Source organism: Paenibacillus sp. Soil766 (assembly GCF_001428105.1).
Lineage (GTDB): Bacteria > Bacillota > Bacilli > Paenibacillales > NBRC-103111 > Paenibacillus_E.
The window spans coordinates 234,867-261,384 of the sequence record NZ_LMSJ01000059.1 but is presented as its reverse complement, the minus strand read 5'-3'; the positions used below and the strand labels follow the sequence as shown (position 1 = coordinate 261,384).

The following is a 26,518-nucleotide window of genomic DNA, read 5'->3' as shown; positions in this document are numbered from 1 at the left end:
AGATGAACAGCATGATGAGGCAAGAGCACGGCATTACAGTTGCGGTTTATCCAGGTAGCTTTGACCCGGTTACCTACGGTCATCTTGATATTATACATAGAGCAGCAAAAGTATTTGATAAATTAATTGTGGCGGTGCTGAATAATACTTCCAAAAATGCGTTATTCACCCTAGAAGAGCGCATGGAACTGCTACGCAAAGTAACCGCGGATCTTCCCAATGTGGAGATCGATGGTTTTCGAGATTTGATGGTTAATTATATGAAAGCTCGTAATGTCAGACTTATCGTTCGTGGACTCCGGGCCGTATCTGATTTTGAATATGAATTGCAGATGGCATCGACCAATCACAAGCTGAACCCAGATGTGGAAACGTTCTTTATGACGTCGAAGCCACAGTTTTCGTATTTGAGCTCAAGCATCGTGAAAGAGATTGCCAAATTCCATGGACCTGTCGAGGATCTAGTACCAGCAGAAGTGGAAGAGGAACTACGCAAAAAATTCCCTCAGACCTAGAGATAGATCGAAGGAATTTCAAGTTAAGGTTTGATTAATCTACAGTTAATCTACCACTTTCCTCTGAAAGAGGCGTAGACCAACTGATATGAGCAGCATGAGGGTGAAAATGAAAAGGAATTGCATCAGCATTGGTCCCCATAGGCCCCATGCCGTTTCGCCGTTCAAAGGGAAGGGTGCCGCGGCAGCTGAGCTGCTTGCTAAGTCTAATCGAAGAAAGCTAGGCTCTGTATCTAACACGAGCAACTGCAACGGCTTCCAGAGCAGAATGGTAGTGAAAAGGGCAAGCACAGCATGCAGCGCACGGGACTGTAAGAAAAACGTATATCTAGCATCGGTCATCTGATGGAAGCCAGCAACCTGTGCGTGGGCGGACAAACCTCCCCAACCAAGGAAGGCACTGAGCAGCGCCATTTGAGGTAGAAGCGAGAGATCTTTTGCTTGGCTAAAAGCATAGGCCCCAAGGTGAATTTCCATCAATCCTTTGATCCATTGCGGAGTTGTGTCCGTGAAAATACCCATGAAGCTAAGTACGATTTGCGTGACGGGGCGAAGTATATCGGCAAAGTGAGTAATGGAGATGACATTGATGAGAACAGAAAATATCATCATGTATCCGCCAATCAACATAAGCGTGTGAACAGCCGAGGTTACTGCATCTCCGAGAAGCTTACCGAATGTTCGTCCATCTTCCCAATAAGCTTGACGCATGGCGATAAGGGCAGATCTCCCGAGAGAAATCGTTTTCTTCGGTTTCGTTACTTGCAAATTCGCTTCAAATGGAGCGATGGCTTGCTTCCTATGCCGCATTAAGAATCCTGTCGCGAAAGCGGAAATATAATGAATAATCGCGAGTAAGATCCCCAGCTTGGCGTTATGAAGGAATCCAATCCCGATAACCATGATAAGGAATATCGGACTGCACAGATGCGAGAGGGCCGTTAAACGCTCTGTTTCTGTGCGTGTGAGAAGGTTTTTTTCACGCAGCGATGCAGTAATTCTAGCTCCCGCTGGAAATCCTACAACAAAGCCTGACGCCAATGCCCAGCCACTAACACCGGGAAGGCGGAAAATGATGCGCATCAACGGTTCAAGAAGCACGCCTGTGCCTTGGATGACACCGAAGCCGATAAGGAGCTCGGTCATAATAAGGAAAGGCATCAAGGCGGGAAAGACGAGTTTCCACCAAATTGTCAGCCCTTCGAGAGAAGACTGAAAAGCTTTGTCAGGAAATAATATGACAGATATAACGACCAGTCCAGCCAAAGCTCCCAGCACCAATGTGGTGAATTTGGCATGGAATCTTGCATTAGGCATAGCATCACCTCGTCCATCGAACATGCTTCATTGTACGCAAGTAAGCAAGCGATTAGACCAAGCTTTCATCAAGAATAGGTAGGCGAAAACAACAAGTGAAAGCAACAGGAAAGGGGAACCTGTATGGATAAGGAAGAAGAGAGCACGATACGTACGTGGTCGAATGATTCATATCGATATCCAAGAAGCTCAGCAACTAGACGTTACCTAGTTTCTGCGCTCGTCGGGATCATCATTGTATATTTGCTGTTTTTTGTGCGGTTGCCCTTTTTTGTTTTTATGCCGGGAACTGCGGAAGAAATCAAGCCTATGGTATCAATTTCCAAAAGCACAGGCCAAGAAAAAGGGAAACTCATGCTAACTACTGTGCGCGTAGCTGATGCCAATGTTGTGAACTATGTGGTAGGACTCGTTCATCCGTATGAAGAGATCCAGCCGAAAAAGGCTGTACTCAAGCAAGGGGAGTCCGAGCAAGAGTATTCACAGCGTCAGGAATACGTTATGTTAACCTCACAGGCTAGTGCGATTCAAGCAGCTTATACCGAGGCCAAGGTTCCATTTCATATTGATCATGAGGGTGTGATGGTTCTTCAAACGGTCCCAGGTTTGTCAGGTGAGAAGGTGCTTAAACCAGGGGATGTGCTTTTGAAGGCTGGTGACAAAGAGGTGAAAGTAGCCCAAGACCTACTGGACTCTCTCGTAGGCAAAAAAGCAGGAGACACCATTTCCATCACGTATGCAAGGAAGAAAACGGAAATGCAGACGACGCTGACGTTGGGCGCGTTGCCGCTTCAAGAGGGAGAAACGGTACCGCGGGCGGGGATTGGTGTCGTTCCAGCGGGGATGCAATCGGTAAAAGCTGATCTGGAAGATCAGCAGGTGACCATTAAGGCTGGTGATATCGGAGGGCCGTCAGCTGGTCTTATGTTTTCCTTGGAAATATTTAATCAGCTTGTACCAGAGGATATTACCAAGGGCTATCGCATTGCAGGAACGGGTACAATTGAAGCAGATGGCACCGTAGGACCGATTGGTGGTATCCAACACAAGATTATTGCAGCGGATCGGGAAAAGGCGGAAATTTTCTTTGCACCCAAAAATATGACCTACAAAGACGGGACAAAGATCGAGAATTACTCCGATGCGGTCAAAAGAGCGAAGCAAATTAAGACGAAGATGAAAATCGTTGAAATCGGAACGATGGAAGATGCCTTGAAATATTTAGCAGCTTTGCCTCCGAAATAAGGCATATCTAGCTCAAATAATATTATTTAAATTGACAAAAGGTATGCATAATAGATATAATAATTTTTGTTTGTTTGGGGTGATATCATGCAAATTCGTTTTAGAGAACTATCTCTGCAAGGGCAATCGGTACCTATGAGCGAAGTTATGAATTTGACGGAACCTTTCGAGGGTCGTCAAGACATTCTTAACCATGGACCTGTTCATGCAAATCTTCATGCAAAGTATGAAGAAGGAGTAGTTAAAGTTAACGGTACGTTAACGCTAGACTTGGAGTTAAGCTGTTCCCGATGCTTAACGCACACGAACCAAACAATTAAGCTTCCTTTCAAGGAAGTTTTCATGCAGGAGCCGGAAGAAGAAGATCCAGAGCTAGACGAGGACATTCATCTTGTGGTTGGGGATAAAGTAGATTTGGAGCCTTACGTTGTAGAGAATGTAGTGGTCGGTTTACCGTACATACCACTTTGTGACGAAGCGTGCAAAGGTCTCTGTCCCGTGTGCGGAGAAAATCGCAATGCAAGGAATTGCGGCTGTAAGACGGATAAGATTGATCCTAGACTTGCAGGTCTCGCGGACTTTTTTAACAAAGAATAAGGCAACGCCGAGAATCGTATAAGGAGGTGTTTTAAAGATGGCAGTACCTCAAAGAAGAACGTCCAAAACTCGTCGCGACAAGCGTCGTACTCACTTTAAATTGGAAGTTCCAGGCATGGTGAAATGTGAACAATGTGCAGAACTGAAACTAGCACACCACGTGTGCAAGTCTTGCGGAACGTACAAAAGCAGAGAGATCGTAAAAGCATAAGATTGGACATAGTACTTCATCCTAGGTGAGGTGCTATTTTTTTTGCTTTCTTTTTGGTTGTAAATTTAATATACTACAGTTTAGTATCTGGTAATAAGATGAGATCTCACGAGATAAGGTGGTGCTTACCATCGAACGCCTTCCTAAACGACAAAGGCAGCAGCAACTTTTGCAGTCCATTGAAGCGAACCCATTTATGACGGATGAGGAATTGATGCGAACGTTTGGGGTTAGTATCCAAACTGTCCGCTTGGATCGATTAGAGCTCGGTATTCCTGAATTGCGGGAACGTATGAAGCACATGGCCGTCAAAACGTATGATCCTGTACGTTCACTTCCAATTGATGAAGTTATTGGAGAAGTTATTGACTTACAATTGGATCAGAGCGGTATTTCAATTTTTGAAATTAAAGAAGACCATATTTTTTCCAGAACCAAAATTGCCAGAGGACATCATATTTTCTCACAAGCCAACTCGTTGGCTGTAGCTGTCATTGACGATCCAATTGCTTTAACAGCCTCAGCTGATATTCGATTTGTACGCTCAGTAAAGCTGGGAGAGAAGTGTGTCGCCAAAGCCTATGTGCGATCTGTTTCCAAAGGAAAAGCACGTGTGGAGGTGTTCACTTATGTGGGCGAAGAGACGGTGTTTCGAGGCAACTTTGTCATCTTTCATTCGAAGAAAGAGCAACATCTAGATAGGGAGGACAAGCTCCATGCGGATCGCGATTGATGCAATGGGCGGAGATCATGCGCCTAAGATCGTAGTTGAGGGTGCTCTCGCAGCGGCGAAAGAGTGGAAGGATGTACATATCATTCTAGTCGGTAACAGCGCGGCGATAGAAGCTCATCTCACAGAGAGGCCGGATAACCTAACGATTCATCATGCGGAAGAAGTCATTGAAGCCGAGGATGAGCCCGTTAAAGCGGTTCGTCGGAAGAAAGATGCTTCCATGGTTGTGGCAGGAAGACTAGTTCGGGACAAAGAAGCAGAAGCTATGATTTCTGCTGGCAATACGGGAGCACTAATGACAACCGGATTGCTTATTGTAGGAAGAATTCCTGGTATTGAACGTCCAGCTTTAGCCCCTATGATCCCGACGATGGACGGTCATGGTGTGCTTGCCTTGGATTTGGGAGCGAATATGGATGCAACCCCAGAGCAATTGATCCAATATGCGATTATGGGCAGCATTTATCGTTCCCAAGTACACGGTGTAGCCAAGCCTCGCGTAGGTTTATTGAATGTAGGGACAGAATCGGCCAAAGGGAATGAATTAACCAAAACAGCATATCCTTTAATGGAACAAGCGCCGATTCATTTTGTTGGTAATGTAGAGTCTTCTCAGGTGCTTCGCGCAAAATGCGATGTAATCGTCTGTGATGGCTTTGCTGGAAATATTATGTTGAAATCAATTGAGGGCGCTGCGTCCGCCATTTTTTCAGCCTTGAAACAAGAGTTCACGAAAACAATATTCACGAAGCTAGCGGCAGCTGTTCTAAAGCCGGGTCTTACACAATTCCGGAAAAAGCTGGATTATAATGAACATGGAGCTGCACCTTTTCTTGGTATTGATGGACTAGTCCTCAAAAGTCATGGTTCATCCGATGCAAATGCCATTAAGAATGCTGTGCGTCAAGCAAGAATCGCATTACAAAATGATTTGGTTGGCACCATATCTGCCGAAATTAGCCGCGGGAAGCGAGATATAACAACATGAACTTAATACCAGTTGGGGTACTCGGAACGGGTAAATATGTACCAGAACGCATTTTAACAAATCAAGAGCTAGAGACCATGGTGGAAACGAATGATGAGTGGATCGTATCCCGAACAGGTATCCGTGAAAGAAGAATCGCAGCAGAAGGACAAGCTACGTCGGATCTCTGCTATGAAGCTTCCAATGTAGCGTTGTCTAATGCAGGGATTACAGCAGATCAACTTGATTTGATCATCGTAGCAACGATTACACCGGATATGTCATTCCCATCGACAGCATGTATTCTTCAAGAGAAACTGGGAGCAAAGAAAGCAGCGGCGTTCGATTTATCAGCAGCTTGTTCAGGTTTCGTATATGGACTTGCAAATGCTGCTAATTTCATTGCTACAGGTACATATAAATATGCGCTTGTTATTGGCGCGGATTGCTTGTCCAAAATTACCGATTACACAGACCGCAATACCTGCATTTTATTTGGAGATGGAGCAGGCGCAGTTGTCATTGGTGAAGTGCCGGAAGAAAGAGGCTTCAAATCCTTCGAATTAGGCGCAGATGGTACCGGAGGTCCTCTTCTGAAAATTGAGGGCGGCGGTTCCCGTAACCCTGCTTCACAGAACTCGCTTGACCAACGTTTGCATTACATCTACATGGCGGGCGCAGAAGTTTTCAAGTTTGCTGTTCGCATTATGGGTAATGCTGCGGATGAAGCTCTTCGTAAAGCAGGCTGGGAGAAGACCGATATTGATCTGCTAGTACCTCACCAAGCCAATATGCGGATTATTCAATCCTCATTGAATCGCTTGGAATTGTCGGAAGACAAATGTATGATTAACTTGGACAAGTATGGTAACATGTCGGCAGCCTCCATTCCGGTTGCGTTAGCAGAAGCATCTGAACAAGGTAGATTAAACGAAGGTGATCGACTTATCTTGGTTGGATTTGGCGGCGGACTCACATGGGGTGCGACAGCATTAGTTTGGTAATGAACTGAACGAACTTATTTATGAGTAAAAATGACTGAATATATCGTGGAAGGGGATCCTTTTCTCGTATGGGTAAAATAGCATTTGTATTTCCGGGCCAAGGCTCTCAATCCGTTGGTATGGGACAAGACCTATACAACGCGTTGCCAACTGCCAAGGACTATTTCGACCGCGCCAATGAAGCGCTGGGCTTTTCTTTGTCCGATCTGATCTTCCAAGGTCCAGAGGACCAATTGAAGATCACGTACCACACGCAGCCCGCGCTGCTCACGACAAGCATCGCTTGTCTGGAAGCATTCAAGGCTGCTGGCATTACGCCAGACTATGTCGCAGGACATAGTCTGGGCGAGTACAGTGCGCTCGTCGCAGCCGGCGTGCTCGCGTTCGAAGACGCGGTCCGCACCGTGCGGGCCCGCGGCGAGTTCATGGAGCAGGCCGTCCCTGGCGGCCTGGGTGCCATGGCAGCCGTGCTGGGAGCCGAGCGCGGAGCGTTGACGGAGCTTTGCACGGCAATCACCAGCGGCGGCTCCGTCGTGGAGCTCGCTAATGTGAACTGCCCGGGACAGATTGTCGTCTCGGGCAGTAAGGAAGGCGTTGCAGCGGTAGTTGAACGCTGCAAGGAAGCTGGCGCGAAGCGTGCCATCCCACTTGAAGTGAGCGGGCCGTTTCACTCGTCCCTCATGAAGCCAGCCTCGGAGCGCCTCGCAGAGGTGCTCGCGTCCATCGAGATGAAGGATGCAGCCGTCCCCGTTGTCGCCAACGTAACGGCTCTTCCTGTGACCCAGCCTAGCGATATTCGCGGCTTGCTGGTGGAGCAGGTATATTCCCCTGTCTTATGGGAAGACACGATCACGTACCTGATCAGCCAAGGCGTGGATACGTTCATCGAGCTAGGCTCGGGAACAGTGCTCGCTGGCTTAATCAAGAAAGTCGACAAAACGGTGAAAACTGTGTCGATAGGCAGCCTGGAAGCGCTGGACAAGTACAAGCAGGAGGTGCTCAATCATGTTAACGGGTAAAGTGGCGCTAGTCACAGGAGCTTCACGTGGCATTGGTCGGGCAATTGCATTGCATTTGGCCGAGCATGGGGCCGATGTTGTGGTTAACTACGCTGGTAGTGAAGCCGCTGCGGGTGAGGTTGTTGCTGCAATTGAAGCAATGGGACGCAAAGCGATTAAATTGCGTGCAGACGTAAGCAGCTATCAAGAATCGGATGATCTTGTGAAGCAAACGCTAGAAGTTTTTGGTAAAATTGATATTCTCGTGAATAATGCGGGCATAACAAGAGACAATTTAATCATGCGAATGAAAGAAGAAGAATTCGATCAAGTCATCGCTACGAACCTCAAAGGCGTGTTCAACTGTGTCAAAGCGGTTACGCGTCCGATGATGAAGCAGCGCTTCGGTCGAATTATCAATATATCTTCTGTAGTTGGCGTGCTCGGTAATCCGGGGCAAGCTAACTATGTAGCAGCAAAAGCAGGTGTAATCGGTTTAACGAAGGCGACTGCGAGAGAGCTATCCTCGCGTGGCATTACTGTAAACGCCGTAGCGCCAGGCTTTATTGAAACCGATATGACAGACAAATTGTCTGCTGAGATGCGTGACCACATGCTGAAGCAAATCCCGCTGGAACGCCTAGGGCAGCCAGAGGAAATTGCCAAGGTAGTTCGCTTCTTGGCTTCTGACGATGCCTCTTACATGACAGGGCAAACGCTCCATGTTGACGGCGGAATGTACATGTAAGTTTCTGTGAAATGAGAATCTCAAATTGTCTACTGGCAATCTGTCAAAGATTCTCGTATAATACCAAATGAGGAGGTGAACCGGATGTCCGACGTATTGGATCGTGTTAAACGAATTGTAGTCGATCGTCTAGGGGTTGATGAAGCTGAAGTCACCCTCGAAGCATCTTTCAAAGAAGACCTAGGTGCTGATTCTCTCGATGTAGTTGAATTAGTAATGGAATTAGAAGATGAGTTCGATTTAGAAATTTCAGATGAAGATGCTGAGAAGATTACGACAGTAGGAGAAGTTACGAATTACATAAAATCTCATACGTAATAGTCTACAGAGTCCCGTTTCTAATAAAGACGGGACTTCTCTCCATTCCTGACAATAAAAAATATGAATGACTACATAGAAGGTGGTACAAATGAACAGAGTTGTAATTACAGGTATGGGCGTAGTTACTGCCCTTGGTCAAGATTTAGAAACATTCTGGGGAAACCTCTCTTCAGGTAAATCCGGAGTAGGTATGATCGAGAACTTTGATGTAAGCGAATACCCAACACGGATAGCAGCTGAAATTAAAGATTTCAATATTGAGAACTATGTGGATCGCAAAGAATCTCGCCGGATGGACCGTTTCGTTCAATTCGCAGTTGCAGGTGCTTTAAACGCACTCAAAGACGCGAATTTGAATGTGAATGAAGATACGGATCCAGAGCGCGTAGGCGTTTCAGTTGGATCAGGCATTGGCGGTTTGAATACATGGGAAGAACAGCATCGCATTTTGTTAGAGAAGGGTCCTAAACGTGTTTCTCCTTTCTTTATCCCAATGATGATTGCGAACATGGCATCTGGTCATGTATCGATGGTCACGGGGGCGAAAGGGCCGAACTCCACAGCTGTAACAGCTTGTGCAACTGGCACACACTCCATTGGTGACTCTTTCAAAATGATTCAACGTGGCGACGCAGATGTGATGATCTGCGGTGGTGCTGAAGCGACAATTACGCCGATTGGTGTCGCAGGCTTCTGCGCACTGCGTGCGATGTCAACACGCAATGAAGAGCCGCATTTGGCTAGTCGTCCTTTTGATACAGGTCGTGATGGCTTTGTGATGGGTGAAGGCGCTGGTGTACTCATTCTGGAGTCACTTGAGCATGCTCAGAAGCGTGGCGCACGCATCTATGCAGAAGTTATCGGCTACGGCATGAGCGGAGACGCTTATCATATGACAGATCCAGACCCAGATGGCGCTGCGCGTTGTATGGTGAAAGCGATTAAGGATGCGAAAATTGAGCCTGAGGCGATTACCTACATCAACGCTCATGGTACTTCGACGCCAGTTGGTGATAAATCAGAAACAATTGCTATTAAGAAAGCATTGGGCGAACATGCGTACAAGGTTGCAGTTAGCTCGACGAAATCCATGACAGGGCATTTACTTGGCGCTGCTGGCGGTGTGGAAGCTGTCATTTGTGGATTAACAATCGCTAATAGTCTAATTGCTCCTACAATCAACTTGGATAATCAAGATCCAGAGTGTGATTTGGATTATGTGCCAAACAAAGCGCGTGAAGCGAACGTAGAAATTGCGATGTCGAACTCTTTCGGCTTCGGCGGCCACAATGCAACAATCATCATGAAGAAATTTCAAGCATAATTACCATGCCTGCGACGAAAGATAACGGAATATCATTCTCTCCGGGTGGTGAGGTACGAAGTGAACCGTGAAATTAAGGATTTACAGAAGCAGTTAGGCGTTTCTTTTCGCAAAATGGAGCTGTTGAAGCAAGCTTTCACTCACTCTTCCTATGTGAATGAACATCGTATTGCTGGGCATAAAGATAATGAACGGCTTGAGTTTCTTGGAGATGCCGTACTAGAATTAACAGTTTCGGAATTTTTATATGAATCTTATCCTGGGCGTTCAGAAGGTGAATTAACGAAGCTGAGGGCATCCATTGTATGCGAGCCGTCGCTCGTGACATTTGCCGAAGATTTGGATTTTGGATCTTTTGTCTTACTGGGCAAAGGAGAAGAGTTGACGGGAGGACGCTCTCGGCCGGCGTTATTGGCAGATGTGTTCGAATCCTTTGTTGGCGCTTTATATTTAGACCAAGGATTAGACACGGTAAAAGTGTTTCTACAGAAGCATGTATTTGCCAAAATCTCTAGTGAGGGCAAGCTGCTTGTGATTGATTACAAGACGCAATTGCAAGAGCATACCCAACATCATAATATGGGTTCCTTGGAATACCGGATTGTGAATGAACGTGGGCCTGCGCATGAGCGAGAGTTCGTTGCAGAAGTGCACATGGATGGCGAGCTTCTGGGAACCGGTGCTGGTCGTTCTAAGAAAGAGGCGGAACAGCAGGCTGCTGCTGGTGCACTGTCCAAATTAAACGTAACCGTACTACGATAGTGGAATAACCAGAAGAGGCGGCAGCTGCTGCCTTTTTTGTTTTTTTCTCATATTTTGATAGGCGATATGTTACAATACTTTTTGAGGTGAGACCATGTTTTTGAAACGGATCGAATTATCCGGATTTAAATCATTCGCGGATCGGACGGAACTCGAATTTGTACGAGGTATAACCGCGGTTGTAGGTCCTAACGGGAGTGGGAAGAGCAATATCTCGGACGGGATCCGTTGGGTGTTAGGGGAGCAGAGCGCGAAATCATTGCGTGGCGGTAAAATGGAAGATGTCATTTTTGCGGGCAGTGATGCACGTCGTGCAGTGAATTATGGGGAAGTTTCATTAACTTTAGATAATACGTCGCAATCGCTGCCGTTAGACTTCAATGAAGTCACAGTAACACGTAGAGTACATCGTAATGGCGATAGTGAATATTTGATTAATAAACAACCTTGTCGCTTGAAGGATATCACGGAGTTGTTCATGGACACCGGTATCGGAAAAGAAGCGTATTCCATTATTGGACAAGGGCGAATTGAAGAAATCTTGAGTACGAAATCGGAAGATCGTCGAGGCATCTTTGAAGAAGCTTCGGGGATTGTTAAATATAAATCACGAAAACGCGAAGCGGAGAAGAAATTAAACGATACCGAGCAGAATTTGCTGCGGATTCATGATTTAGTCTCGGAGCTCGAAGATCAAGTTGAGCCACTTCGTGATCAGGCGGAGAAAGCGATTCGTTTTAAAGAATTGAAAGAAACGCTCAAGAGCAGTGAGATCTCGATGTATGTTCATCAGATTGATCAGATCTATGTAGCATGGAATGACGCTACGCAGTTGCTGGAGAAGTTAACGAAAGAGCAAACAGAATTGTCTACAATTGTAAGCAAACATGATGCGCATTTGGAAAAGCATCGCCTAGAAACGCGCAGGCTGGAAGAGGAACTAGAAACGCTGCAAGAGAGTCTGTTGGGTCTGAGTGAAGAGTTCGAGAAGTGTGAGGGTCACGGTGAGGTTCTCAAAGAACGGAAGAAGAACTATGTGACAAATCATCAGCAACTTAGCACCGCAATTGCTATGCAAGAGCAGCGTAAGGTGGATAAAGAAGCAGATTTGAGCGAACAGCGTGATAAAATCATCCAAATCGGTGCGCAGTTGTTCGAATTCCAAGCGAAGCTGACTGCGGAAGAGCAGCGCTTGCAAGGAGTAAGCGGAGGAATCAGTTCTTCGCCTGAAGATCAGTTGAAGGGTGAGTTGTTGGAAACACTCAACCGTATGGCACAGTCTCGCAATGAAATTCGCTACGCCGAGCAGCAAATCGAAAGCATTGGACGTCGATTGGAAAGACTTGATGAGGAACGTCAGAAATGGGCGGATCAACGGGAAAGTATTACGCGCCGTAAGCAGGAGCTTTCAACCAAATTGCAAGAAACGGTTGGAGACATTGAGCGTGCAAGGCAAGAATATGTTCAATTAACCCAAGCGTTAAAGAGTAAGCAAGGGTTGCTGGATGAAGCGCAGACGATGGTGCGGAAATGGGAGCAAAAGCTCGATTCGTTAATTTCCCGCCGCGACACCATGAAAGAAATGGCCAATGATTACGATGGCTTCCAACAAGGTGTTAAGGAAGTGCTTAAAGCGAAAACACGCAAAGATCTGCGTGGTATTCGCGGAGCGGTTGCTGAGCTTGTCAAAGTTCCCGCCAATGTGGAAGTAGCCATAGAAACAGCCTTAGGCGGAGCCTTGCAAAATATCGTCGTCGAGACGGAAGCTGATGGCCGAGAAGCGATTGCTTTCCTGAAGCGTCGTCAAATGGGACGAGCTACGTTCCTGCCCATGAATGTCATTCGCGGACGCTCGATATCTGAACATGAGAGTCAGACGTTGAAGGCCTCTAAAGGCTTTGTAGGGATCGCTGTTGATCTCGTTTCTTTCGATTCGACATATACGAATATATTCTCCAGTTTATTAGGGAATGTCGTCATTGCTGAGAGTCTGGAAGATGCCAATCATATCGCGGCCAAAGCACAATATCGCTACCGTGTCGTGACGCTTGAGGGAGACGTTGTTAACCCTGGTGGTTCCATGACGGGCGGAAGCTTACAGAAGAAGTCCACGAATTTATTAGGCCGTCAACGTCAAATTGAAGAACTCGATGCTGAAATTGCCACTTCTGACGGGCAGCTCAGCGGTTTGCGAAGTCAATCCAGCTCATTGAAGCGTGAGATTACCGATGAAATGTTAAAGGTTGAACAGCTGCGGCTATTAGGTGAGCAACAACGGATTACGGAGCAGCAAATTCGCGCGGAATTAAATCCGCTGGAATCGGAAAGCCGTACAGTCGAAGAACAGCTGACGTTGGATAGCCAAGACAGAGGCGCGCTAATGGGAGAACGAACTGACTTTGGCCGCAAGAAGGTAGAAAGCGAAGCAACTCTCGCGCAGCTTCAAGAAGAAGAAGCTTCTCTTCAACAAGCGATTCGTGATGCCGAGAGCTCACGTAAGGCAAGTGAATCCCAAAAAGAAGAGCTGCAAAGCCAACTGACGGATTTGAAGGTGAAAGTGGCCTCAACTTCACAAGAGAAGCAATCCCTTCAAGACCAACAAAGACGTTTGCAACAAGATCTAGGTGATGTGGACCGTGAGATAGAGGTCAATCGCGGTCTGTTAACTCAGTTAGAGAGTGATATGGCCACACTTGAACAAGAAACAGTACTGCAAATTGAGCTATTAAATGATTTGAAGCTGAAGAAGCAGCAGTGCTCCGAAAGTATTGAGTTCAAGCGTGCCGAGCGTATGGACTGGTTACAAAAGCTCGAACACGGCGAGAATGAGACACGTACACAGCGTATCCAGCTGAAGCAAGTAGAAGAAAATCTCCATCAAACCGAGGTCCGTGTGACCCGTCTTGATGTGGAGCTTGAGAATCTGCTCAAAAAGCTTGCTGAGGAATATGAGCTTAGCTATGAGCTGGCAAAAATGCGTTACCCCGTACCAGAGGATATTCAGGGTACACAGACTAAAGTGCGTGAGTTGAAACGAGAAATAGCATCTCTAGGTGATGTGAACCTTGGTGCGATTGAGGAGTACGCGCGAGTATCTGAACGCTTCGACTTCTTGAGTTCGCAGAAGGATGATCTGATCGAAGCGAAAACGACCTTGTATCAGGTCATTCGGGAGATGGATCAGGAGATGTCCAAACGCTTTAAAACGACGTTCGATGCGATTCGCTCCCATTTTGGAGTCGTATTTGCAAAGCTGTTCGGTGGCGGTCGCGCAGATTTAATTCTGTCGGAGCCTGAGAACATGCTTGACACAGGCATTGAGATTGTGGCTCAGCCGCCAGGCAAAAAGCTGCAAAACCTGCAATTGCTATCCGGTGGCGAACGTGCATTGACTGCGATTGCGCTCTTGTTCTCAATTATTCGTGTAAAACCAGTGCCATTCTGCGTACTGGATGAAGTAGAAGCGGCGTTAGATGAGGCGAACGTATCTCGTTTTGCCGAATATTTACGGGAGTTCTCGGAGATGACGCAATTTATCGTTGTGACACATCGGAAAGGTACGATGGAAGAAGCGGATGTGTTGTATGGCGTCACCATGCAAGAAGGCGGGGTTTCTAAGCTTGTTTCTGTCCGTTTAGAGGATGAGGAAGCGACGATGACAGCTTCTTAGGGTGAAATTATAGGATAAATAACAGGAGGAACTATGAGTTTTTTTAAACGATTGAAAGAAAGTATCTCAGGCAAAGCCGAGGCGGTAACGAATAAATTTAAAGAAGGCCTAACGAAAACGCGTGATGCGTTCGTGAACCGTGTTGATGATTTATTTAGCCGTCGCAAGAAGATAGATGAAGATTTTTACGAAGAACTGGAAGAAATCCTAATTGGCGCTGACGTTGGTGTGAATACAGTTCTGAAATTGATTGATGAGCTTCGTGCAGAGGTTAAAAAACGTAAAATTGAAGATCCAGCCGAGCTTCAACCGATCCTTTCGGAAAAACTGATTGAGCTGCTAAAAGGTGATGCAGATGCGGGACTGAACATCAATCCCAATGGCTTAACAGTCATCTTATTCGTTGGTGTTAACGGCGTAGGTAAAACGACCACGATCGGCAAAATGGCTCACATGTTCAAATCGCAAGGGAAGAAGGTGTTGATGGCTGCTGGAGATACGTTCCGTGCCGGCGCCATTGAGCAGCTTGAGACTTGGGGCGAGCGTGTAGGCGTTGATGTGATTAAGCAACAATCTGGCGCAGATCCTGCCGCGGTTATGTACGATGCTGTACAGGCGGCCAAAACGCGTGGTGTTGATATTCTTTTATGTGATACGGCGGGGCGTCTGCAGAACAAAGTGAATTTGATGGAGGAGCTTAACAAGATTTATCGTGTAATCCAACGTGAAGTACCGGATGCTCCCCACGAAGTTATCCTTGTTCTGGATGCTACGACTGGTCAAAATGCTCTTAGTCAAGCTAAGCTATTCGGTGATAAAACAGGTTTGACGGGCTTGGTATTGTCCAAATTAGATGGAACAGCAAAGGGCGGGATCGTCGTGGCGATCCGTCAGGAACTCTCACTGCCGGTTAAGTTTGTAGGGCTCGGTGAGAAAATGGATGATCTCCAAGCGTTCGATTCTGAGCAATTTGTGCATGCGCTATTTGGTAAATGGATTGGTGAAAATACTGACAAGGTATAATGCTTGACAATCATCTTGGAATTCAGTATGATAGGTTCTGTTGTGCTGCTGTCAAGTGTGCAACCTTTACGGAGGTAGATTATGACTGTCGATCCTATGTTGGAGAAAACGAATCGCATTAACCTGCTGTTTGATTTCTATGAACCATTGTTGACCGATAAGCAGCGAACATTTCTTGAACTGTACTTCCATGATGATTACTCCCTCGGGGAGATTGCTGAGAACTTCACGATCAGCCGCCAAGCGGTCTATGAGCATATCAAACGTGCGGAATTGACACTTCACGAATATGAGAGTAAGTTAAAGCTGTTACATAAGCACGAACAACGCATGAAGCTGCGTCAAGACTTAGTTGTTGGATTGAGTGATTGTGATCCGGCGCTAAAGAGGAAAGTGACAGAGCTTTTTGATACAATAGTAGGCATGGATTGAAACCTTAGTTAGAAGCAGGAGGTGAAGCGCATGGCATTTGAAGGATTAGCAAACCGATTGCAGAATGTGTTCGGCAAGCTGAGAAGCAAAGGTAAGCTGACGGAAGAGGATGTAGGCGAAGCGCTTCGCGAGGTACGATTGGCACTGCTTGAAGCGGACGTTAACTTTAAAGTTGTGAAAGACTTTATTGCGAAAGTGAAAGAGCAAGCGATCGGACAAGAAGTTCTGAAATCTTTCACACCGGGCATGGTTGTTATCGATATCGTGAACAAAGAGCTTACAGCCCTAATGGGTGGTACACAAAGTAAGCTAGCTCGTTCGAATCGACCGCCAACGGTTATTATGATGGCGGGTTTACAAGGGGCTGGTAAAACAACGACCTCTGGTAAATTAGCTAAAATGTTGATGAAACAGAACCACCGACCGCTTCTTGTTGCGTGTGATATTTATCGTCCCGCGGCGATTAAGCAGTTGGAAGTGCTGGGTGAACAACTGAAAGTGCCGGTGTTCTCACTAGGGGATAAAGTAAACCCTGTCGAGATTGCCAAAGCGGGTCTTCAACACGCGAAGGATAACGGCAATGACTACGTGATTATCGATACCGCAGGTCGCTTGCATATTGATGAGAACCTCATGGACGAGCTCAAGAATGTTCGTGAAGCTACGAGTCCAGATGAGATTTTGCTAGTTGTCGATGCGATGACAGGGCAAGATGCAGTCAATGTTGCAGAAAGCTTCCATCAACAGCTTGAATTATCCGGTGTTGTGTTAACCAAACTAGATGGAGATACACGCGGTGGTGCTGCGTTATCCGTCAAGGCGGTAACAGGTTGTCCGATTAAATTCGTAGCCAGCGGCGAGAAAATGGATGCTTTAGAGCCATTTTACCCTGACCGAATGGCATCAAGAATTCTCGGCATGGGCGATATGCTCTCCTTAATCGAGAAGGCGCAAGCTGGTATCGATATGGATAAGGCGAAAGAGATGGAGCGCAAGATGCGCAACGCCGAATTTACCTTCGAGGATTTCATTGAGCAAATGGAGCAAGTGAAGAAGATGGGGCCGCTTGACCAAATTCTTGATATGCTGCCTGGTGCGAACAAGATTAAAGGTATGAAAGACATGAAGGTGGATGAGAAGCAAATGGCTCGCGTTGAAGCTATTGTGAAATCCATGACAACCGAAGAGAAGCGTAAGCCTGAGCTGCTAAATGCAAATCGTCGTAAGCGGATTGCAGCAGGGAGCGGGAATACGGTGCAGGAAGTCAATCGTTTCATCAAGCAATTTGATGATATGCGCAAGATGATGAAGCAATTCTCGGGTATGATGGGACCGAAAGGTGCCAAAGGCATGAAGAAGTTAGGCAAGGGATTCAAATTCCCCTTTTAAATAATGGTGTTTATTCTAAGTAGGAGGTGATTTTTCAATGGCAGTACGTATTCGTCTTAAACGTGTAGGCGCTCATAAAGCTCCTTTCTACCGTGTCGTGGTTTCGGATTCCCGTTCCCCGCGTGATGGTCGTTTTATCGAAGAAATCGGTACTTATAATCCAATTGCTGAACCAGCAGCTGTGGTTCTTGATGAGGAAAAAGCGCTTAAATGGCTTCAAACTGGCGCTCAACCGTCCGATACAGTTCGCAGCCTGTTCTCAAAAGCAGGTTTGATGACTAAGTTTCACGAGCTGAAATTACAGAAGTAATCTGTTATCTTTCGGAGGGTGGGTTCATGAAGGATCTTATCACCGTTATTGCTAAGGCTCTTGTCGATCATCCGGAAGAGGTACGTGTCGCTGTGGTGGAGAAAGAGGACAAGATCGAGTACAGGCTTTCTGTTCATCCCGACGATGTCGGTAAAGTGATTGGCAAGCAAGGCAAGATTGCGAAATCGCTCCGTACGGTTGTCACGTCGGCAGCTGTGAAAGAAACGAAACGGGTAGCCGTTGAAATCGTTTCATAAGAAATGAGGTTAGGATTCAATTCCTAGCCTTTTTTCGCATATGAAAAGAAGGTAATTTAATGTGGAGGTTGGGCAAGCGCATATGACAGAGAAATTAGTGACGGTTGGGAAAGTCGTAAATAGCCACGGGATTCGTGGAGAGTTAAAAATCGTGCCTGAAACAGATTTTCCAGAACGGTTCGATGTGGGAAATTCATTGATTATTGTAGACTCTCAAAATAAGCAAACGCCGGTGACAGTGAAAACGTCCCGCTTACATAAAAACGTATTTATTGTCTTGTTCAGTCAATTCTCGAATATTAATGATGTTGAGAAATTTAAAGGCTCCCTGCTCAAAATTGAAGCTAAAAATCAACAGCCGCTCGAAGAGGGAGAGTATTATTATCAAGAAATCATCGGCTGTAAAGTCGTTACAGAAGATGAACAAGAGCTGGGACTGATCTCTGAAATACTAACACCAGGAGCCAATGATGTCTGGGTGGTTTCTTTACCTAAAGGCAAGCAGCTATTACTTCCCGTGATAGATGATGTCATTCTAAAAGTGGATATTCCGAACAAAACAATTCGGATTCATCTGATGGAAGGATTATTGGAATGAGAGTTGATGTCTTAACCTTATTCCCAGAAATGTTTGAGGGCGTGTTCTCTTCTAGTATTTTAGGGAAAGCACGTGATAAAGGAATCGTTTCGCTCAGTACGGTTAATTTCCGGGACTATTCCACGAACAAGCATAATACAGTTGACGATTACCCTTATGGCGGCGGCGGGGGCATGGTGCTCAAGCCAGAGCCGATTTTTGGTGCCGTCGAAGATTTGCCAACGCATCAAACAGCTGAAGGCGAAGCAGTAAAGCCGCGGGTCATCCTGTTATGTCCACAGGGAGAGACCTTCACTCAAAAGAAAGCGGAAGAGCTGGCCGGCGAAGAGCATCTGGTGTTTATTTGTGGACACTATGAGGGTTATGATGAACGGATTAGGCAGTACCTGGTGACGGACGAGTTGTCTGTTGGTGATTATGTACTGACCGGCGGTGAAATACCTGCTATGGTCGTTATAGACAGCGTAGTGAGGCTTCTACCTGGTGTGCTTGGGAATGAGATGTCCGCTGTGACGGATTCTTTCTCGACAGGACTACTTGAGTATCCGCATTACACACGCCCCGCCAAGTTCAGAGATTGGGAAGTTCCTGAGATGCTTTTATCTGGTCACCATGCCAATGTGAAAAAATGGCGGAACAAAGAGTCGCTCATCCGGACCTTAGAACGTCGGCCAGATTTGCTTGAGGGCAGAATATTGTCCAAAGAGGAAAAGCTATGGGTGGCTGAATGGAAAAAGGAAAAATAAGAACAAAATAGTTAAGTCTGCAAAATCTTCTCTATTGAATTAATCTTGGGACTATGATATTATATATTCTGTTGTGATTTTTTCAACAGTTCGAGTCTGGTGGTCCTCTACGCATAACAACTTAGATGTACTAACAATTAGCGGAATGAACACCTGTGTGGAAGGAGGGAGTCAACTATGAATCTTATTCAAGAGATTACGAAAGAGCAACTCCGTACGGATATTCCTAATTTCCGTCCAGGAGACACACTTAAAGTACACGTAAAAGTTATCGAGGGTACACGTGAGCGTATTCAGCTGTTCGAAGGTGTTGTTATTAAACGCCACGGCGGTGGAATCAGCGAAACGTTTACAGTTCGTAAAATTTCTTACGGTGTGGGTGTGGAAAGAACTTTCCCATTCCATTCTCCGAAGATTGACAAGATTGAAGTGGCTCGCCGTGGTAAAGTTCGTCGTGCGAAACTTTATTATCTGCGTGGTCTTCGCGGTAAAGCAGCAAGAATTAAAGAAATTCGATAGTAAAATGGGGGGCTTGTTCAGTCAAGTCTCCTTTTCATTTTTTCTGTACATAATAGGATATAATAGAGATCATACCAAAACTGGAAGAGAGGCCGTCAGTGATGGAACATAACGATCAAATGCAACCCAATCAGCCGATCAGTGCTACTCCAGCAAAGACCGTGCAAACAAAAAGTGAAACGTGGGAATGGATTAAAGCGCTAGTAATTGCAGGTGTACTTGTTATTATTATTCGTTGGTTCCTCTTCTCCCCATTTATTGTTGATGGAGATTCGATGCATCCGAATTTCTTTACGGGAGAGCGATTGATTGTCAATAAAATTGTGTACGATATTCGTGATCCGAAGCGAGGCGAAGTCATCGTTTTCCACGCACCTGAAGGCAAAGATTATATTAAGCGTGTTATCGCCCTGCCTGGAGAAACCGTGAAGGTAGTTGGGGACAAGGTGTACATTAACGGTGAAGAACTGGCGCAGCCTTTTATCCAAGCTGCCATTGATCAAGCTGTTAAAGACGGACATCCTTACAATACATTACTGGATTTCCCGGAAACGAAAGTGCCGGAAGGCGAGATTTTTGCCATGGGTGACAATCGTCCGAATTCCAAAGATAGTCGTACGAAAAGTGTTGGCTTTGTGCCGTACAATAAAATCGTAGGCCGTGCAGAAGTGATATTCTGGCCGGTGAAGAAAATTAGTTTCATACATTTTTGAGGTGAAGAGAAATGACCATTCAATGGTTTCCCGGTCACATGACCAAGGCTCGCAGACAGATCGAGGAAAAGCTTAAACTGATTGACGTCGTGATTGAGCTCTTGGATGCCCGAATCCCGCTTTCCAGCCGGAACCCGATGGTTGATGAGATATTAAAAGGCAAGCCGCGTCTCGTATTGCTCAACAAAAACGATCTGGCTGATCCGCAAGTGACGGCAGAATGGGTGAAATATTTTGGAGATCAAGGCTTACCTGCCTTGCCAATTGACGCTGCGAACGGAACGCATGTCAAAGAGATTTTACCTCGCGTTAAACAGCTTTGGGCTCATAAAATTGAGACGATGCTGCGTAAAGGAATTAATCCTCGTGCAATTAGAGCGCTCATTGTTGGGATTCCAAATGTCGGTAAGTCCACGCTTATTAATCAGTTGGCAGGTAAGAAGATTGCTGCGACTGGTGATAAGCCAGGTGTGACCAAAGGTCAGCAATGGATCAAGGTTGGCACCGAGATGGATCTGCTCGATACACCGGGGATTTTGTGGCCTAAATTTGAAGACCAGTTGGTTGGCATGCGTTTGGCTGCAACTGGGGCTATCAAGGAAGAGCTTCTGCATTTAGATGAAGTAGCTTTATTTACGATAAAATATATGGTTCAGCATTATGGAGCTGGTATCCAGGAACGCTTTGGTGTTCAGGAACTACCGGAAGACATGGATAACATTCAAGAAATGGTGAAGGTCATGGAAGCGATTGGGCGTAAGCGCGGCGCTATTGTAAGCGGGGGGAAAGTCGATTTGGACAAAGCATCCCTCATTATCATTCGTGATCTGAGAGCAGGAAAAATGGGTCGTATTTCATTGGAAAGACCTTTTTAATCAAACGAATCAGGAAGAACCTGGGGCCATGGCCTTGGGTTTTTCTTTTTGTTGAAGAGATAACGTAGAAAAAAATGGGTCTGGCTTGACGAAGCGCCGTTCCTTTATAATGAAGGCATGGGAAAGGGGCATAACGCGTGTTAGAACATGAGAAAGACATATGGCAACAAGGTTTCATGGCAGTAGCAGGAATTGATGAGGTTGGTCGCGGGTGTTTATTTGGGGATGTTGTTGCGGCTGCTGTTATTCTTCCGATGGGGCATGTGCTTGAAGGTGTAAATGATTCCAAGAAGCTATCGGAGAAGAAACGCGAACTGCTGTTTGATCAGATAATGAGTGAGGCTGTATCAGTTGGTATTGGCATTGTCAATGTGGAAGATATAGAAGTAATAAATATCAAACAAGCATCCAGACTAGCTATGAAACAAGCGGTAGAGCAGCTGGATCAATTGCCGGATTATTTACTAGTAGATGCTGAAATTGTGGACATAGATTTACCGCAATCAGCCATCATTCATGGGGATGCGTTAAGTCAATCCATCGCGGCCGCTTCCATCATCGCCAAAGTGACGAGAGATCGCATGTGTGCGAAATGGGACGAGCTCTATCCAGAATACGGAATCGCCGTACATAAAGGTTATGCAACAAAGCACCATCGAGAGATGCTCCTAAGATATGGGCCGACGCCGCTACATAGGAAATTATTTATTCGTAAAATTATGGCTCAGCTTGAGGCGCAAGAGAATGAAGTGCAGACTGAACAACTGCTATTTGATTTCATATAACGAAAAAGGCAGTAGACGCCGATAATATACTTACGTGTAATCAGATTTGAGGTGAGTTGTGTGAATATTAGTGGATTAATTCGTAACTTGGTCGGGGATTTAACGGCAGCTGACCCGAAGACGCTCGAATTAAAAGTTGGACAAATTGTCAAAGGTATAGTGCTTCAGCTTCTTAGTGATCAGGAAGCACTTGTGAATATAGGTGGTACACAAGTACGAGCGAGGTTGGAAACACCTCTCAAACAAGGTGATGTGACGATGCTGCAGGTTCAGCCGGAATCTAAGGGTGGTCAAATCATATTGAAGCCGCTTCTTGCTTCGGATGTGCTTATCACGGATGACTCTCTCGGCGAACTACTCAAGACTTTTGAGGTAAAGGATACGGCTGGCAATCGTCAAATGGTACAGGAGATACAGCAAGAAGGCATTCCCGTATCCAAGGAAAATGTGAAGGCATTTGAGTCTGTGATGCGAGAGATACCGCAGGGGGTGGGTAAGGAAGAGTGGCTGCAGGCGGCTGTATTAGCCTCGAAGAAAGGGCTGCCGCTTACACCGGCGACGGTGGACGCTTTAAAGCAAGTAACGACTGGGCCTCCGGCGGGCCAGGTGTTAGAGAAACTAGAGCAGCAGGCGAACGCGCTGCTCGAGCAAGACCCGACACATCCTGCGGCGGATACCGCCAAGCAGGTTGTGTCGCTGCTCAAGGAGCTGCGTGCTACCGCCGCAGCTGTGCGTCCTGCGGAGCCGGCTGCGCCAGTCTCCGCCATGGACGAGCCTGCGGCTGCGCCGCCGCAGGCATCGAGTGCACCAGCTGCTATGCAGGCTGGTGGCACTACCGCGGCTGCGCCGCGAGGCAGCGAGCCTGCGGCCGCTGCCATTGCAGCCCCGCCCGCCGCGCCATCAGTGGGCGAAGCCCCACCCGCGCCGACAGCTGCTGGCGCGGTGACAGTGGCCGCCACGGCGAAGCCGGCGGCCGACGCTCACGCGGCTCAGGTGCGCAGCGCTGAGCCTGTGAGGCAAGGCGAGCCGCTGCAAGCGGGTTCGCCAGCGTCCGTGCCTGCGCAAGAGCCCCCTGCGAAGCAGGAGGGGGCTCTTGCCTCAAGAGAGGCGCGAGTCGATGCAGCGCCTCCGAACGAGCCAGCTGCTGATCCTGAGACAAACTGGATCAGCAAACTGCTCAAAGCCGTTGGCGTTGAACATGAATCGCATGTGGCTGCCAAGTTGGATGAACGCGGAAATCCTGTGCCTGCGCGCCAACAAGCGACGGATAGCTCCTTTTCACTCTTTAGCACCAATGCGTCTGATCAACAAGGTGATATCGCGAAACCAGCCACCGAAACGCTCAAAAGTCTTTTACTTCAACTTACAACATCTGACGATACACCTGCGCCACTTAAAGAAGCGGCACAACAAGCAGTCAGTCAAATTACAGGACAGCAGCTTATGTTGACGAATGATAAGAATGCAATGTTTACCCAAATGACCCTATTTGTGCCCTTCCTGGACAACGCTGGTCAACAAACAGCAGCTATTCATATTCAATCCCGTAAAGGAAACCGTGGAGAAGTAGATGCTAGCAACTGTCGACTACTGTTTGATCTTCAAATGAAAGTAATGGGCAATACGTTACTGGATGTTCAAGTCGTGAACAAAATTGTTTCGTTGAATATTCACAATGATCATCCAGCGTTAGCTAGTTTGATGGATTCATCCAAAGATGAGATTGCCATTGCCATGAATCGTGTTGGTTATCAGTTTATTTCGTTAAAATGTTCGCCATATCCTAAGCCTCCTGAAATTCAAGAAGGCAAGGAAGAGGCTACTAAAATAGGTTCTTTGGATGGTCGTGTAGATTTAAGCGAGTTTTATCGCCCTAAGACCTATAAAGGGGTTGACGTACGCGCATGAGCACCCCCAAAAAAACGTCGGAGGAATCACAAAATACCCCGATTAAGAAGGCAGTAGCGCTGCGCTACTCACCAGAAGCACAGAAAGCCCCGACCCTCATTGCCAAAGGGAAAGGGCATATGGCTGAAGCCATTTTGCAAAAAGCGAAGGAAAGCGGTATTCCGATTCAAGAGGATAAATCGTTAGTTGAGGTGCTATCCAAACTTGATTTAGATCAAGAAATACCGCCAGAGCTGTATCAATTAGTAGCTGAAGTGCTTAGTTTTATTTATCGATCCGATCAGCGTATGAAACCTTCGCGAGGCTTAGACTGATGAGCAGACTACATAAAGATGATCGCAAAATGCTGGGAAGACAAGGTGAGGAACTGGCGTTCGCTTATCTGCTAGAGCGGGAGTATCAGATTGTGGAGCGGAATTGGCGCTGTCGTTCTGGCGAGATCGATATCATTGCAGAGAAGTCGAATAAGCTCATTTTTATTGAGGTACGAACGAGACGTCCCTCTAACCGATTCGGTACGGCCAAAGAATCTGTGGACTACCGTAAACAAGCGAAGGTGCGTGAAATTGCACAATTTTATATGCATCGCTTTCAGAAATACGAGCAATCGATTCAGTTCGATGTCATCGCAGTTAAAATGTCGGAAAGTAACACGGAGCCGAATATCGTACATATTCAAGAAGCCTTTTGACAGTCAGTCAGTTTATGACTAGTCAATGGGCTTTTATTATTCTTGGTGAATTACATGCCAAATTACTTAGATCACAATTTCATCGATGCGTTGATTTTTATCCAAATTCCGATATTGGATGGCTTCTGCTAAGTGAGCCGGGAGAATGCAATCACAACCGTCTAGATCCGAAATCGTGAGCGCAAGCCGCAAAATCCGATCATGTGCGCGTGCACTTAAGCCCAATGCGTCAAATGAAGTACGCAGAAGCTGATCGCATTCAGGTGTTAATTGACAAATTTCTCGCATTAATCTTCCGCTCAATTCATTATTATGTTGAATATCTGTTCCGGCATAACGCTGCTGCTGTCGCATATGGGCCTGCATGACCCTAGTACGCATCTCACCAGACGACAAATTAGAAGCATTGTCTTTCAGTTGGGCATAACTGGGTTTTGGAACTTCAACATGGAGATCGATGCGATCGAGAAGTGGGCCAGAGATTTTAGAACGATAATGAACGATCTTAGCTGGACTGCAGATGCAAGCATTTGCTTCTGTTTCAGCACCGTAATAGCCACAAGGGCAAGGGTTCATAGCTGCGGCTAATATAAAATGGGAAGGGAATGTGTAGACGGCTCTTGCTCTAGCAATCATCACATATCGATCTTCAAGGGGTTGTCTGAGAACCTCGAGGGCATTTCGGGTAAACTCTGGAAGCTCGTCTAAGAAGAGAATACCTCGATGAGAAAGACTTACTTCACCGGGTTTGGGGATCGTTCCACCACCGACGAGACCAGCAGCTGAGATGGAGTGATGAGGGGCGCGAAACGATCTTGCACGCATCAATGTGGACCGGTCTGTCAGCTTGCCAGAAGCACTGTAAATCTTCGTGACTTCAAGTGCTTCTCGGTCTGTTAAAGGCGGAAGGATAGAAGGCAGTCGCTTGATCAGCATCGTTTTCCCCGTACCTGGTGGACCAAGGAGGAGCAAATTGTGCATGCCTGCGGCAGCGATCATCATAGCGCGCTTTACTTGATGCTGTCCATTAACGTCGGCATAATCTTCTACATAACCATGGGGGTGATTGAGTGGGTTAGAAAGCTCAATTACTTCATGTTCAGCAGATTGATACATAAATTCGATGTGAGAACATTTGTTCCAATTTTTGAAATCGGATAAATTCGCAATAATACAAACCTCAACACCCTCGATTAAAGCAGCTTCTTGTGCATTCGCCGTTGATAGACAAACTCGCTTAATCCCCGTATTCTTGGCTGCATGGACCATGGATAGTACACCGGGAACGGGACGGAGTGATCCGTCTAGCGCTAGTTCACCTAGAAATAAGGTGGAAGCGAAGCCTTCAAAATGCACCTGGCCAGTAGTAATGAGAATGCCAACAGCAATGGCAAGATCGAAAGACGAGCCTTCCTTGCGCAAGTCAGCTGGGGCAAGATTTACCGTAATTCGGTCCATCGGGAAGGTGAAACCACAATTTTTAATCGATGAACGAACTCGCTCCACGGATTCGCGAATCGCTGAATCTGGAAGTCCAACTAGGTTGATCTGAGGTAAACCGCTCGAAATATCAACCTCGACTTCGATCGTGCGTCCTTCAATTCCTTGTAAACAAGCACTCATAACTTTGCCATACATAAAAACACCTTCTTCTCCATGGAATTCACAGTTGCAAGAACTGAGTTCGAATTGGATAAAAGGTGCTTCCTCATTGATCCGATTAATTTTCTTTATTATAATCGCAATTGGTAAAATTACGCAAATATTGTCGGTCACTTATCGCGTTTTAAAAATGTGCGACTTGCACATACTGGAAGATGAGGTGATGAAATGCAGGAAAAACCATATTTTTGTCCCAAT

General features: G+C 46.4%; 29 protein-coding genes. 27 read left to right on the top strand and 2 right to left on the bottom strand.

What is annotated here, in order from left to right:
* Window positions 1-2 precede the first annotated feature (2 nt).
* Window positions 3-515 (top strand): pantetheine-phosphate adenylyltransferase, encoded by a 513-nt coding sequence (coaD, locus tag ASG89_RS33930; RefSeq protein WP_414813329.1) that lies wholly within the window; start codon window positions 3-5, stop codon window positions 513-515.
* 45 nt (window positions 516-560) lie between these two features.
* On the opposite strand, the gene ASG89_RS33925 is transcribed toward coaD, so the two are convergent.
* A complete protein-coding gene (locus ASG89_RS33925; protein ID WP_057315738.1) occupies window positions 561-1,832 on the bottom strand; it encodes a nucleoside recognition domain-containing protein in 1,272 nt (423 codons plus the stop codon).
* Window positions 1,833-1,955: 123 nt separating this feature from the next.
* Here ASG89_RS33925 and ASG89_RS33920 point away from each other — a divergent pair, with 123 nt between their 5' ends.
* From ASG89_RS33920 to ASG89_RS33795, 26 genes are all read left to right on the top strand, one after another.
* A complete protein-coding gene (locus tag ASG89_RS33920) occupies window positions 1,956-3,077 on the top strand; it encodes a SepM family pheromone-processing serine protease (protein WP_057315737.1) in 1,122 nt (373 codons plus the stop codon).
* A gap of 87 nt (window positions 3,078-3,164) precedes the next feature.
* Window positions 3,165-3,674 (top strand): YceD family protein, encoded by a 510-nt coding sequence (locus tag ASG89_RS33915; protein ID WP_057315736.1) that lies wholly within the window; start codon window positions 3,165-3,167, stop codon window positions 3,672-3,674.
* 37 nt (window positions 3,675-3,711) lie between these two features.
* Complete coding sequence (gene rpmF / locus ASG89_RS33910) at window positions 3,712-3,885, top strand: 50S ribosomal protein L32 (RefSeq protein WP_056624823.1); 174 nt, start codon at window positions 3,712-3,714, stop codon at window positions 3,883-3,885.
* 118 nt (window positions 3,886-4,003) lie between these two features.
* Window positions 4,004-4,618 (top strand): transcription factor FapR, encoded by a 615-nt coding sequence (gene fapR / locus ASG89_RS33905; RefSeq protein WP_414813328.1) that lies wholly within the window; start codon window positions 4,004-4,006, stop codon window positions 4,616-4,618.
* The gene (gene plsX / locus ASG89_RS33900; RefSeq protein WP_057315734.1) at window positions 4,602-5,606 is read left to right on the top strand and encodes a phosphate acyltransferase PlsX; all 1,005 of its coding nucleotides are present in this window, start codon (window positions 4,602-4,604) and stop codon (window positions 5,604-5,606) included. Before fapR ends, plsX begins: the two co-directional genes overlap by 17 nt.
* Entirely contained in the window at window positions 5,603-6,589 is a 987-nt protein-coding gene (locus ASG89_RS33895) for a beta-ketoacyl-ACP synthase III (RefSeq protein ID WP_057315733.1), read from the top strand. Before plsX ends, ASG89_RS33895 begins: the two co-directional genes overlap by 4 nt.
* Window positions 6,590-6,657: 68 nt before the next feature.
* Complete coding sequence (gene fabD, locus ASG89_RS33890; protein WP_057315732.1) at window positions 6,658-7,608, top strand: ACP S-malonyltransferase; 951 nt, start codon at window positions 6,658-6,660, stop codon at window positions 7,606-7,608.
* Entirely contained in the window at window positions 7,595-8,335 is a 741-nt protein-coding gene (gene fabG, locus ASG89_RS33885; RefSeq protein ID WP_057315731.1) for a 3-oxoacyl-[acyl-carrier-protein] reductase, read from the top strand. The genes fabD and fabG overlap by 14 nt, the downstream gene beginning before the upstream one ends.
* 84 nt (window positions 8,336-8,419) lie before the next feature.
* The gene (gene acpP, locus ASG89_RS33880; protein ID WP_028558238.1) at window positions 8,420-8,653 is read left to right on the top strand and encodes an acyl carrier protein; all 234 of its coding nucleotides are present in this window, start codon (window positions 8,420-8,422) and stop codon (window positions 8,651-8,653) included.
* A 91-nt stretch (window positions 8,654-8,744) separates the two neighbouring features.
* Window positions 8,745-9,980 carry a beta-ketoacyl-ACP synthase II gene (gene fabF, locus ASG89_RS33875; RefSeq protein ID WP_057315730.1) on the top strand — a complete coding sequence of 412 codons (1,236 nt, stop codon included), beginning with the start codon at window positions 8,745-8,747 and terminating at the stop codon, window positions 9,978-9,980.
* Window positions 9,981-10,040: 60 nt separating this feature from the next.
* On the top strand, window positions 10,041-10,742 hold the full coding sequence (gene rnc / locus ASG89_RS33870; RefSeq protein ID WP_056624838.1) for a ribonuclease III: 702 nt from the start codon (window positions 10,041-10,043) through the stop codon (window positions 10,740-10,742).
* A gap of 94 nt (window positions 10,743-10,836) precedes the next feature.
* A complete protein-coding gene (gene smc / locus ASG89_RS33865; RefSeq protein ID WP_057315729.1) occupies window positions 10,837-14,412 on the top strand; it encodes a chromosome segregation protein SMC in 3,576 nt (1,191 codons plus the stop codon).
* A 33-nt stretch (window positions 14,413-14,445) separates the two neighbouring features.
* Window positions 14,446-15,435: a signal recognition particle-docking protein FtsY gene (gene ftsY / locus ASG89_RS33860; protein ID WP_057315728.1), complete on the top strand. Its 990-nt coding sequence runs from the start codon at window positions 14,446-14,448 to the stop codon at window positions 15,433-15,435.
* An 81-nt stretch (window positions 15,436-15,516) separates the two neighbouring features.
* Complete coding sequence (locus ASG89_RS33855) at window positions 15,517-15,867, top strand: putative DNA-binding protein (RefSeq protein WP_057315727.1); 351 nt, start codon at window positions 15,517-15,519, stop codon at window positions 15,865-15,867.
* Between the two features lie 30 nt (window positions 15,868-15,897).
* Complete coding sequence (gene ffh / locus ASG89_RS33850; protein WP_057315726.1) at window positions 15,898-17,256, top strand: signal recognition particle protein; 1,359 nt, start codon at window positions 15,898-15,900, stop codon at window positions 17,254-17,256.
* Window positions 17,257-17,293: 37 nt separating this feature from the next.
* Complete coding sequence (gene rpsP / locus ASG89_RS33845; protein WP_028558245.1) at window positions 17,294-17,566, top strand: 30S ribosomal protein S16; 273 nt, start codon at window positions 17,294-17,296, stop codon at window positions 17,564-17,566.
* A 26-nt stretch (window positions 17,567-17,592) separates the two neighbouring features.
* Entirely contained in the window at window positions 17,593-17,823 is a 231-nt protein-coding gene (locus ASG89_RS33840; RefSeq protein ID WP_028558246.1) for a KH domain-containing protein, read from the top strand.
* 82 nt (window positions 17,824-17,905) lie between these two features.
* Window positions 17,906-18,421 (top strand): ribosome maturation factor RimM, encoded by a 516-nt coding sequence (gene rimM, locus ASG89_RS33835; RefSeq protein ID WP_057315768.1) that lies wholly within the window; start codon window positions 17,906-17,908, stop codon window positions 18,419-18,421.
* Complete coding sequence (trmD, locus tag ASG89_RS33830) at window positions 18,418-19,167, top strand: tRNA (guanosine(37)-N1)-methyltransferase TrmD (RefSeq protein WP_057315725.1); 750 nt, start codon at window positions 18,418-18,420, stop codon at window positions 19,165-19,167. The genes rimM and trmD overlap by 4 nt, the downstream gene beginning before the upstream one ends.
* Window positions 19,168-19,344: 177 nt before the next feature.
* Window positions 19,345-19,686, top strand: a complete 342-nt coding sequence (rplS, locus tag ASG89_RS33825; protein ID WP_028558249.1) for a 50S ribosomal protein L19 — start codon at window positions 19,345-19,347, stop codon at window positions 19,684-19,686.
* Between the two features lie 119 nt (window positions 19,687-19,805).
* The gene (gene lepB, locus ASG89_RS33820; protein WP_082593772.1) at window positions 19,806-20,399 is read left to right on the top strand and encodes a signal peptidase I; all 594 of its coding nucleotides are present in this window, start codon (window positions 19,806-19,808) and stop codon (window positions 20,397-20,399) included.
* A gap of 11 nt (window positions 20,400-20,410) precedes the next feature.
* Window positions 20,411-21,274 carry a ribosome biogenesis GTPase YlqF gene (gene ylqF, locus ASG89_RS33815; protein WP_057315723.1) on the top strand — a complete coding sequence of 288 codons (864 nt, stop codon included), beginning with the start codon at window positions 20,411-20,413 and terminating at the stop codon, window positions 21,272-21,274.
* 137 nt (window positions 21,275-21,411) lie between these two features.
* Window positions 21,412-22,059, top strand: coding sequence for a ribonuclease HII (locus ASG89_RS33810; RefSeq protein WP_057315722.1), 648 nt, complete (start codon window positions 21,412-21,414; stop codon window positions 22,057-22,059).
* 60 nt (window positions 22,060-22,119) lie between these two features.
* The gene (locus ASG89_RS33805; protein WP_057315721.1) at window positions 22,120-23,967 is read left to right on the top strand and encodes a hypothetical protein; all 1,848 of its coding nucleotides are present in this window, start codon (window positions 22,120-22,122) and stop codon (window positions 23,965-23,967) included.
* A complete protein-coding gene (locus tag ASG89_RS33800) occupies window positions 23,964-24,281 on the top strand; it encodes an EscU/YscU/HrcU family type III secretion system export apparatus switch protein (RefSeq protein WP_057315720.1) in 318 nt (105 codons plus the stop codon). Before ASG89_RS33805 ends, ASG89_RS33800 begins: the two co-directional genes overlap by 4 nt.
* Complete coding sequence (locus ASG89_RS33795) at window positions 24,281-24,658, top strand: YraN family protein (protein ID WP_057315719.1); 378 nt, start codon at window positions 24,281-24,283, stop codon at window positions 24,656-24,658. The genes ASG89_RS33800 and ASG89_RS33795 overlap by 1 nt, the downstream gene beginning before the upstream one ends.
* Before the next feature lie 66 nt (window positions 24,659-24,724).
* Here ASG89_RS33795 and ASG89_RS33790 read toward each other — a convergent pair whose 3' ends face one another.
* On the bottom strand, window positions 24,725-26,296 hold the full coding sequence (locus tag ASG89_RS33790; protein ID WP_057315718.1) for a YifB family Mg chelatase-like AAA ATPase: 1,572 nt from the start codon (window positions 26,294-26,296) through the stop codon (window positions 24,725-24,727).
* Window positions 26,297-26,518 lie beyond the last annotated feature (222 nt).

Bases quoted from the DNA above. Each gene is read 5' to 3' on its own strand.
- ASG89_RS33795 (WP_057315719.1), top strand. From the start codon at position 24,281: ATGAGCAGACTACATAAAGATGATCGCAAAATGCTGGGAAGACAAGGT.
- ASG89_RS33895 (WP_057315733.1), top strand. From the start codon at position 5,603: ATGAACTTAATACCAGTTGGGGTACTCGGAACGGGTAAATATGTACCA.
- rpmF (WP_056624823.1), top strand. From the start codon at position 3,712: ATGGCAGTACCTCAAAGAAGAACGTCCAAAACTCGTCGCGACAAGCGT.
- trmD (WP_057315725.1), top strand. From the start codon at position 18,418: ATGAGAGTTGATGTCTTAACCTTATTCCCAGAAATGTTTGAGGGCGTG.
- ftsY (WP_057315728.1), top strand. From the start codon at position 14,446: ATGAGTTTTTTTAAACGATTGAAAGAAAGTATCTCAGGCAAAGCCGAG.
- ASG89_RS33915 (WP_057315736.1), top strand. From the start codon at position 3,165: ATGCAAATTCGTTTTAGAGAACTATCTCTGCAAGGGCAATCGGTACCT.
- acpP (WP_028558238.1), top strand. From the start codon at position 8,420: ATGTCCGACGTATTGGATCGTGTTAAACGAATTGTAGTCGATCGTCTA.
- ASG89_RS33840 (WP_028558246.1), top strand. From the start codon at position 17,593: ATGAAGGATCTTATCACCGTTATTGCTAAGGCTCTTGTCGATCATCCG.
- smc (WP_057315729.1), top strand. From the start codon at position 10,837: ATGTTTTTGAAACGGATCGAATTATCCGGATTTAAATCATTCGCGGAT.
- lepB (WP_082593772.1), top strand. From the start codon at position 19,806: ATGCAACCCAATCAGCCGATCAGTGCTACTCCAGCAAAGACCGTGCAA.
- ASG89_RS33925 (WP_057315738.1), bottom strand. From the start codon at position 1,832: ATGCCTAATGCAAGATTCCATGCCAAATTCACCACATTGGTGCTGGGA.
- ASG89_RS33790 (WP_057315718.1), bottom strand. From the start codon at position 26,296: ATGTATGGCAAAGTTATGAGTGCTTGTTTACAAGGAATTGAAGGACGC.
- rpsP (WP_028558245.1), top strand. From the start codon at position 17,294: ATGGCAGTACGTATTCGTCTTAAACGTGTAGGCGCTCATAAAGCTCCT.
- rimM (WP_057315768.1), top strand. From the start codon at position 17,906: ATGACAGAGAAATTAGTGACGGTTGGGAAAGTCGTAAATAGCCACGGG.
- fabG (WP_057315731.1), top strand. From the start codon at position 7,595: ATGTTAACGGGTAAAGTGGCGCTAGTCACAGGAGCTTCACGTGGCATT.
- rplS (WP_028558249.1), top strand. From the start codon at position 19,345: ATGAATCTTATTCAAGAGATTACGAAAGAGCAACTCCGTACGGATATT.
- ASG89_RS33800 (WP_057315720.1), top strand. From the start codon at position 23,964: ATGAGCACCCCCAAAAAAACGTCGGAGGAATCACAAAATACCCCGATT.
- ASG89_RS33920 (WP_057315737.1), top strand. From the start codon at position 1,956: ATGGATAAGGAAGAAGAGAGCACGATACGTACGTGGTCGAATGATTCA.
- fabD (WP_057315732.1), top strand. From the start codon at position 6,658: ATGGGTAAAATAGCATTTGTATTTCCGGGCCAAGGCTCTCAATCCGTT.
- ffh (WP_057315726.1), top strand. From the start codon at position 15,898: ATGGCATTTGAAGGATTAGCAAACCGATTGCAGAATGTGTTCGGCAAG.
- ylqF (WP_057315723.1), top strand. From the start codon at position 20,411: ATGACCATTCAATGGTTTCCCGGTCACATGACCAAGGCTCGCAGACAG.
- coaD (WP_414813329.1), top strand. From the start codon at position 3: ATGAACAGCATGATGAGGCAAGAGCACGGCATTACAGTTGCGGTTTAT.
- plsX (WP_057315734.1), top strand. From the start codon at position 4,602: ATGCGGATCGCGATTGATGCAATGGGCGGAGATCATGCGCCTAAGATC.
- ASG89_RS33855 (WP_057315727.1), top strand. From the start codon at position 15,517: ATGACTGTCGATCCTATGTTGGAGAAAACGAATCGCATTAACCTGCTG.
- fabF (WP_057315730.1), top strand. From the start codon at position 8,745: ATGAACAGAGTTGTAATTACAGGTATGGGCGTAGTTACTGCCCTTGGT.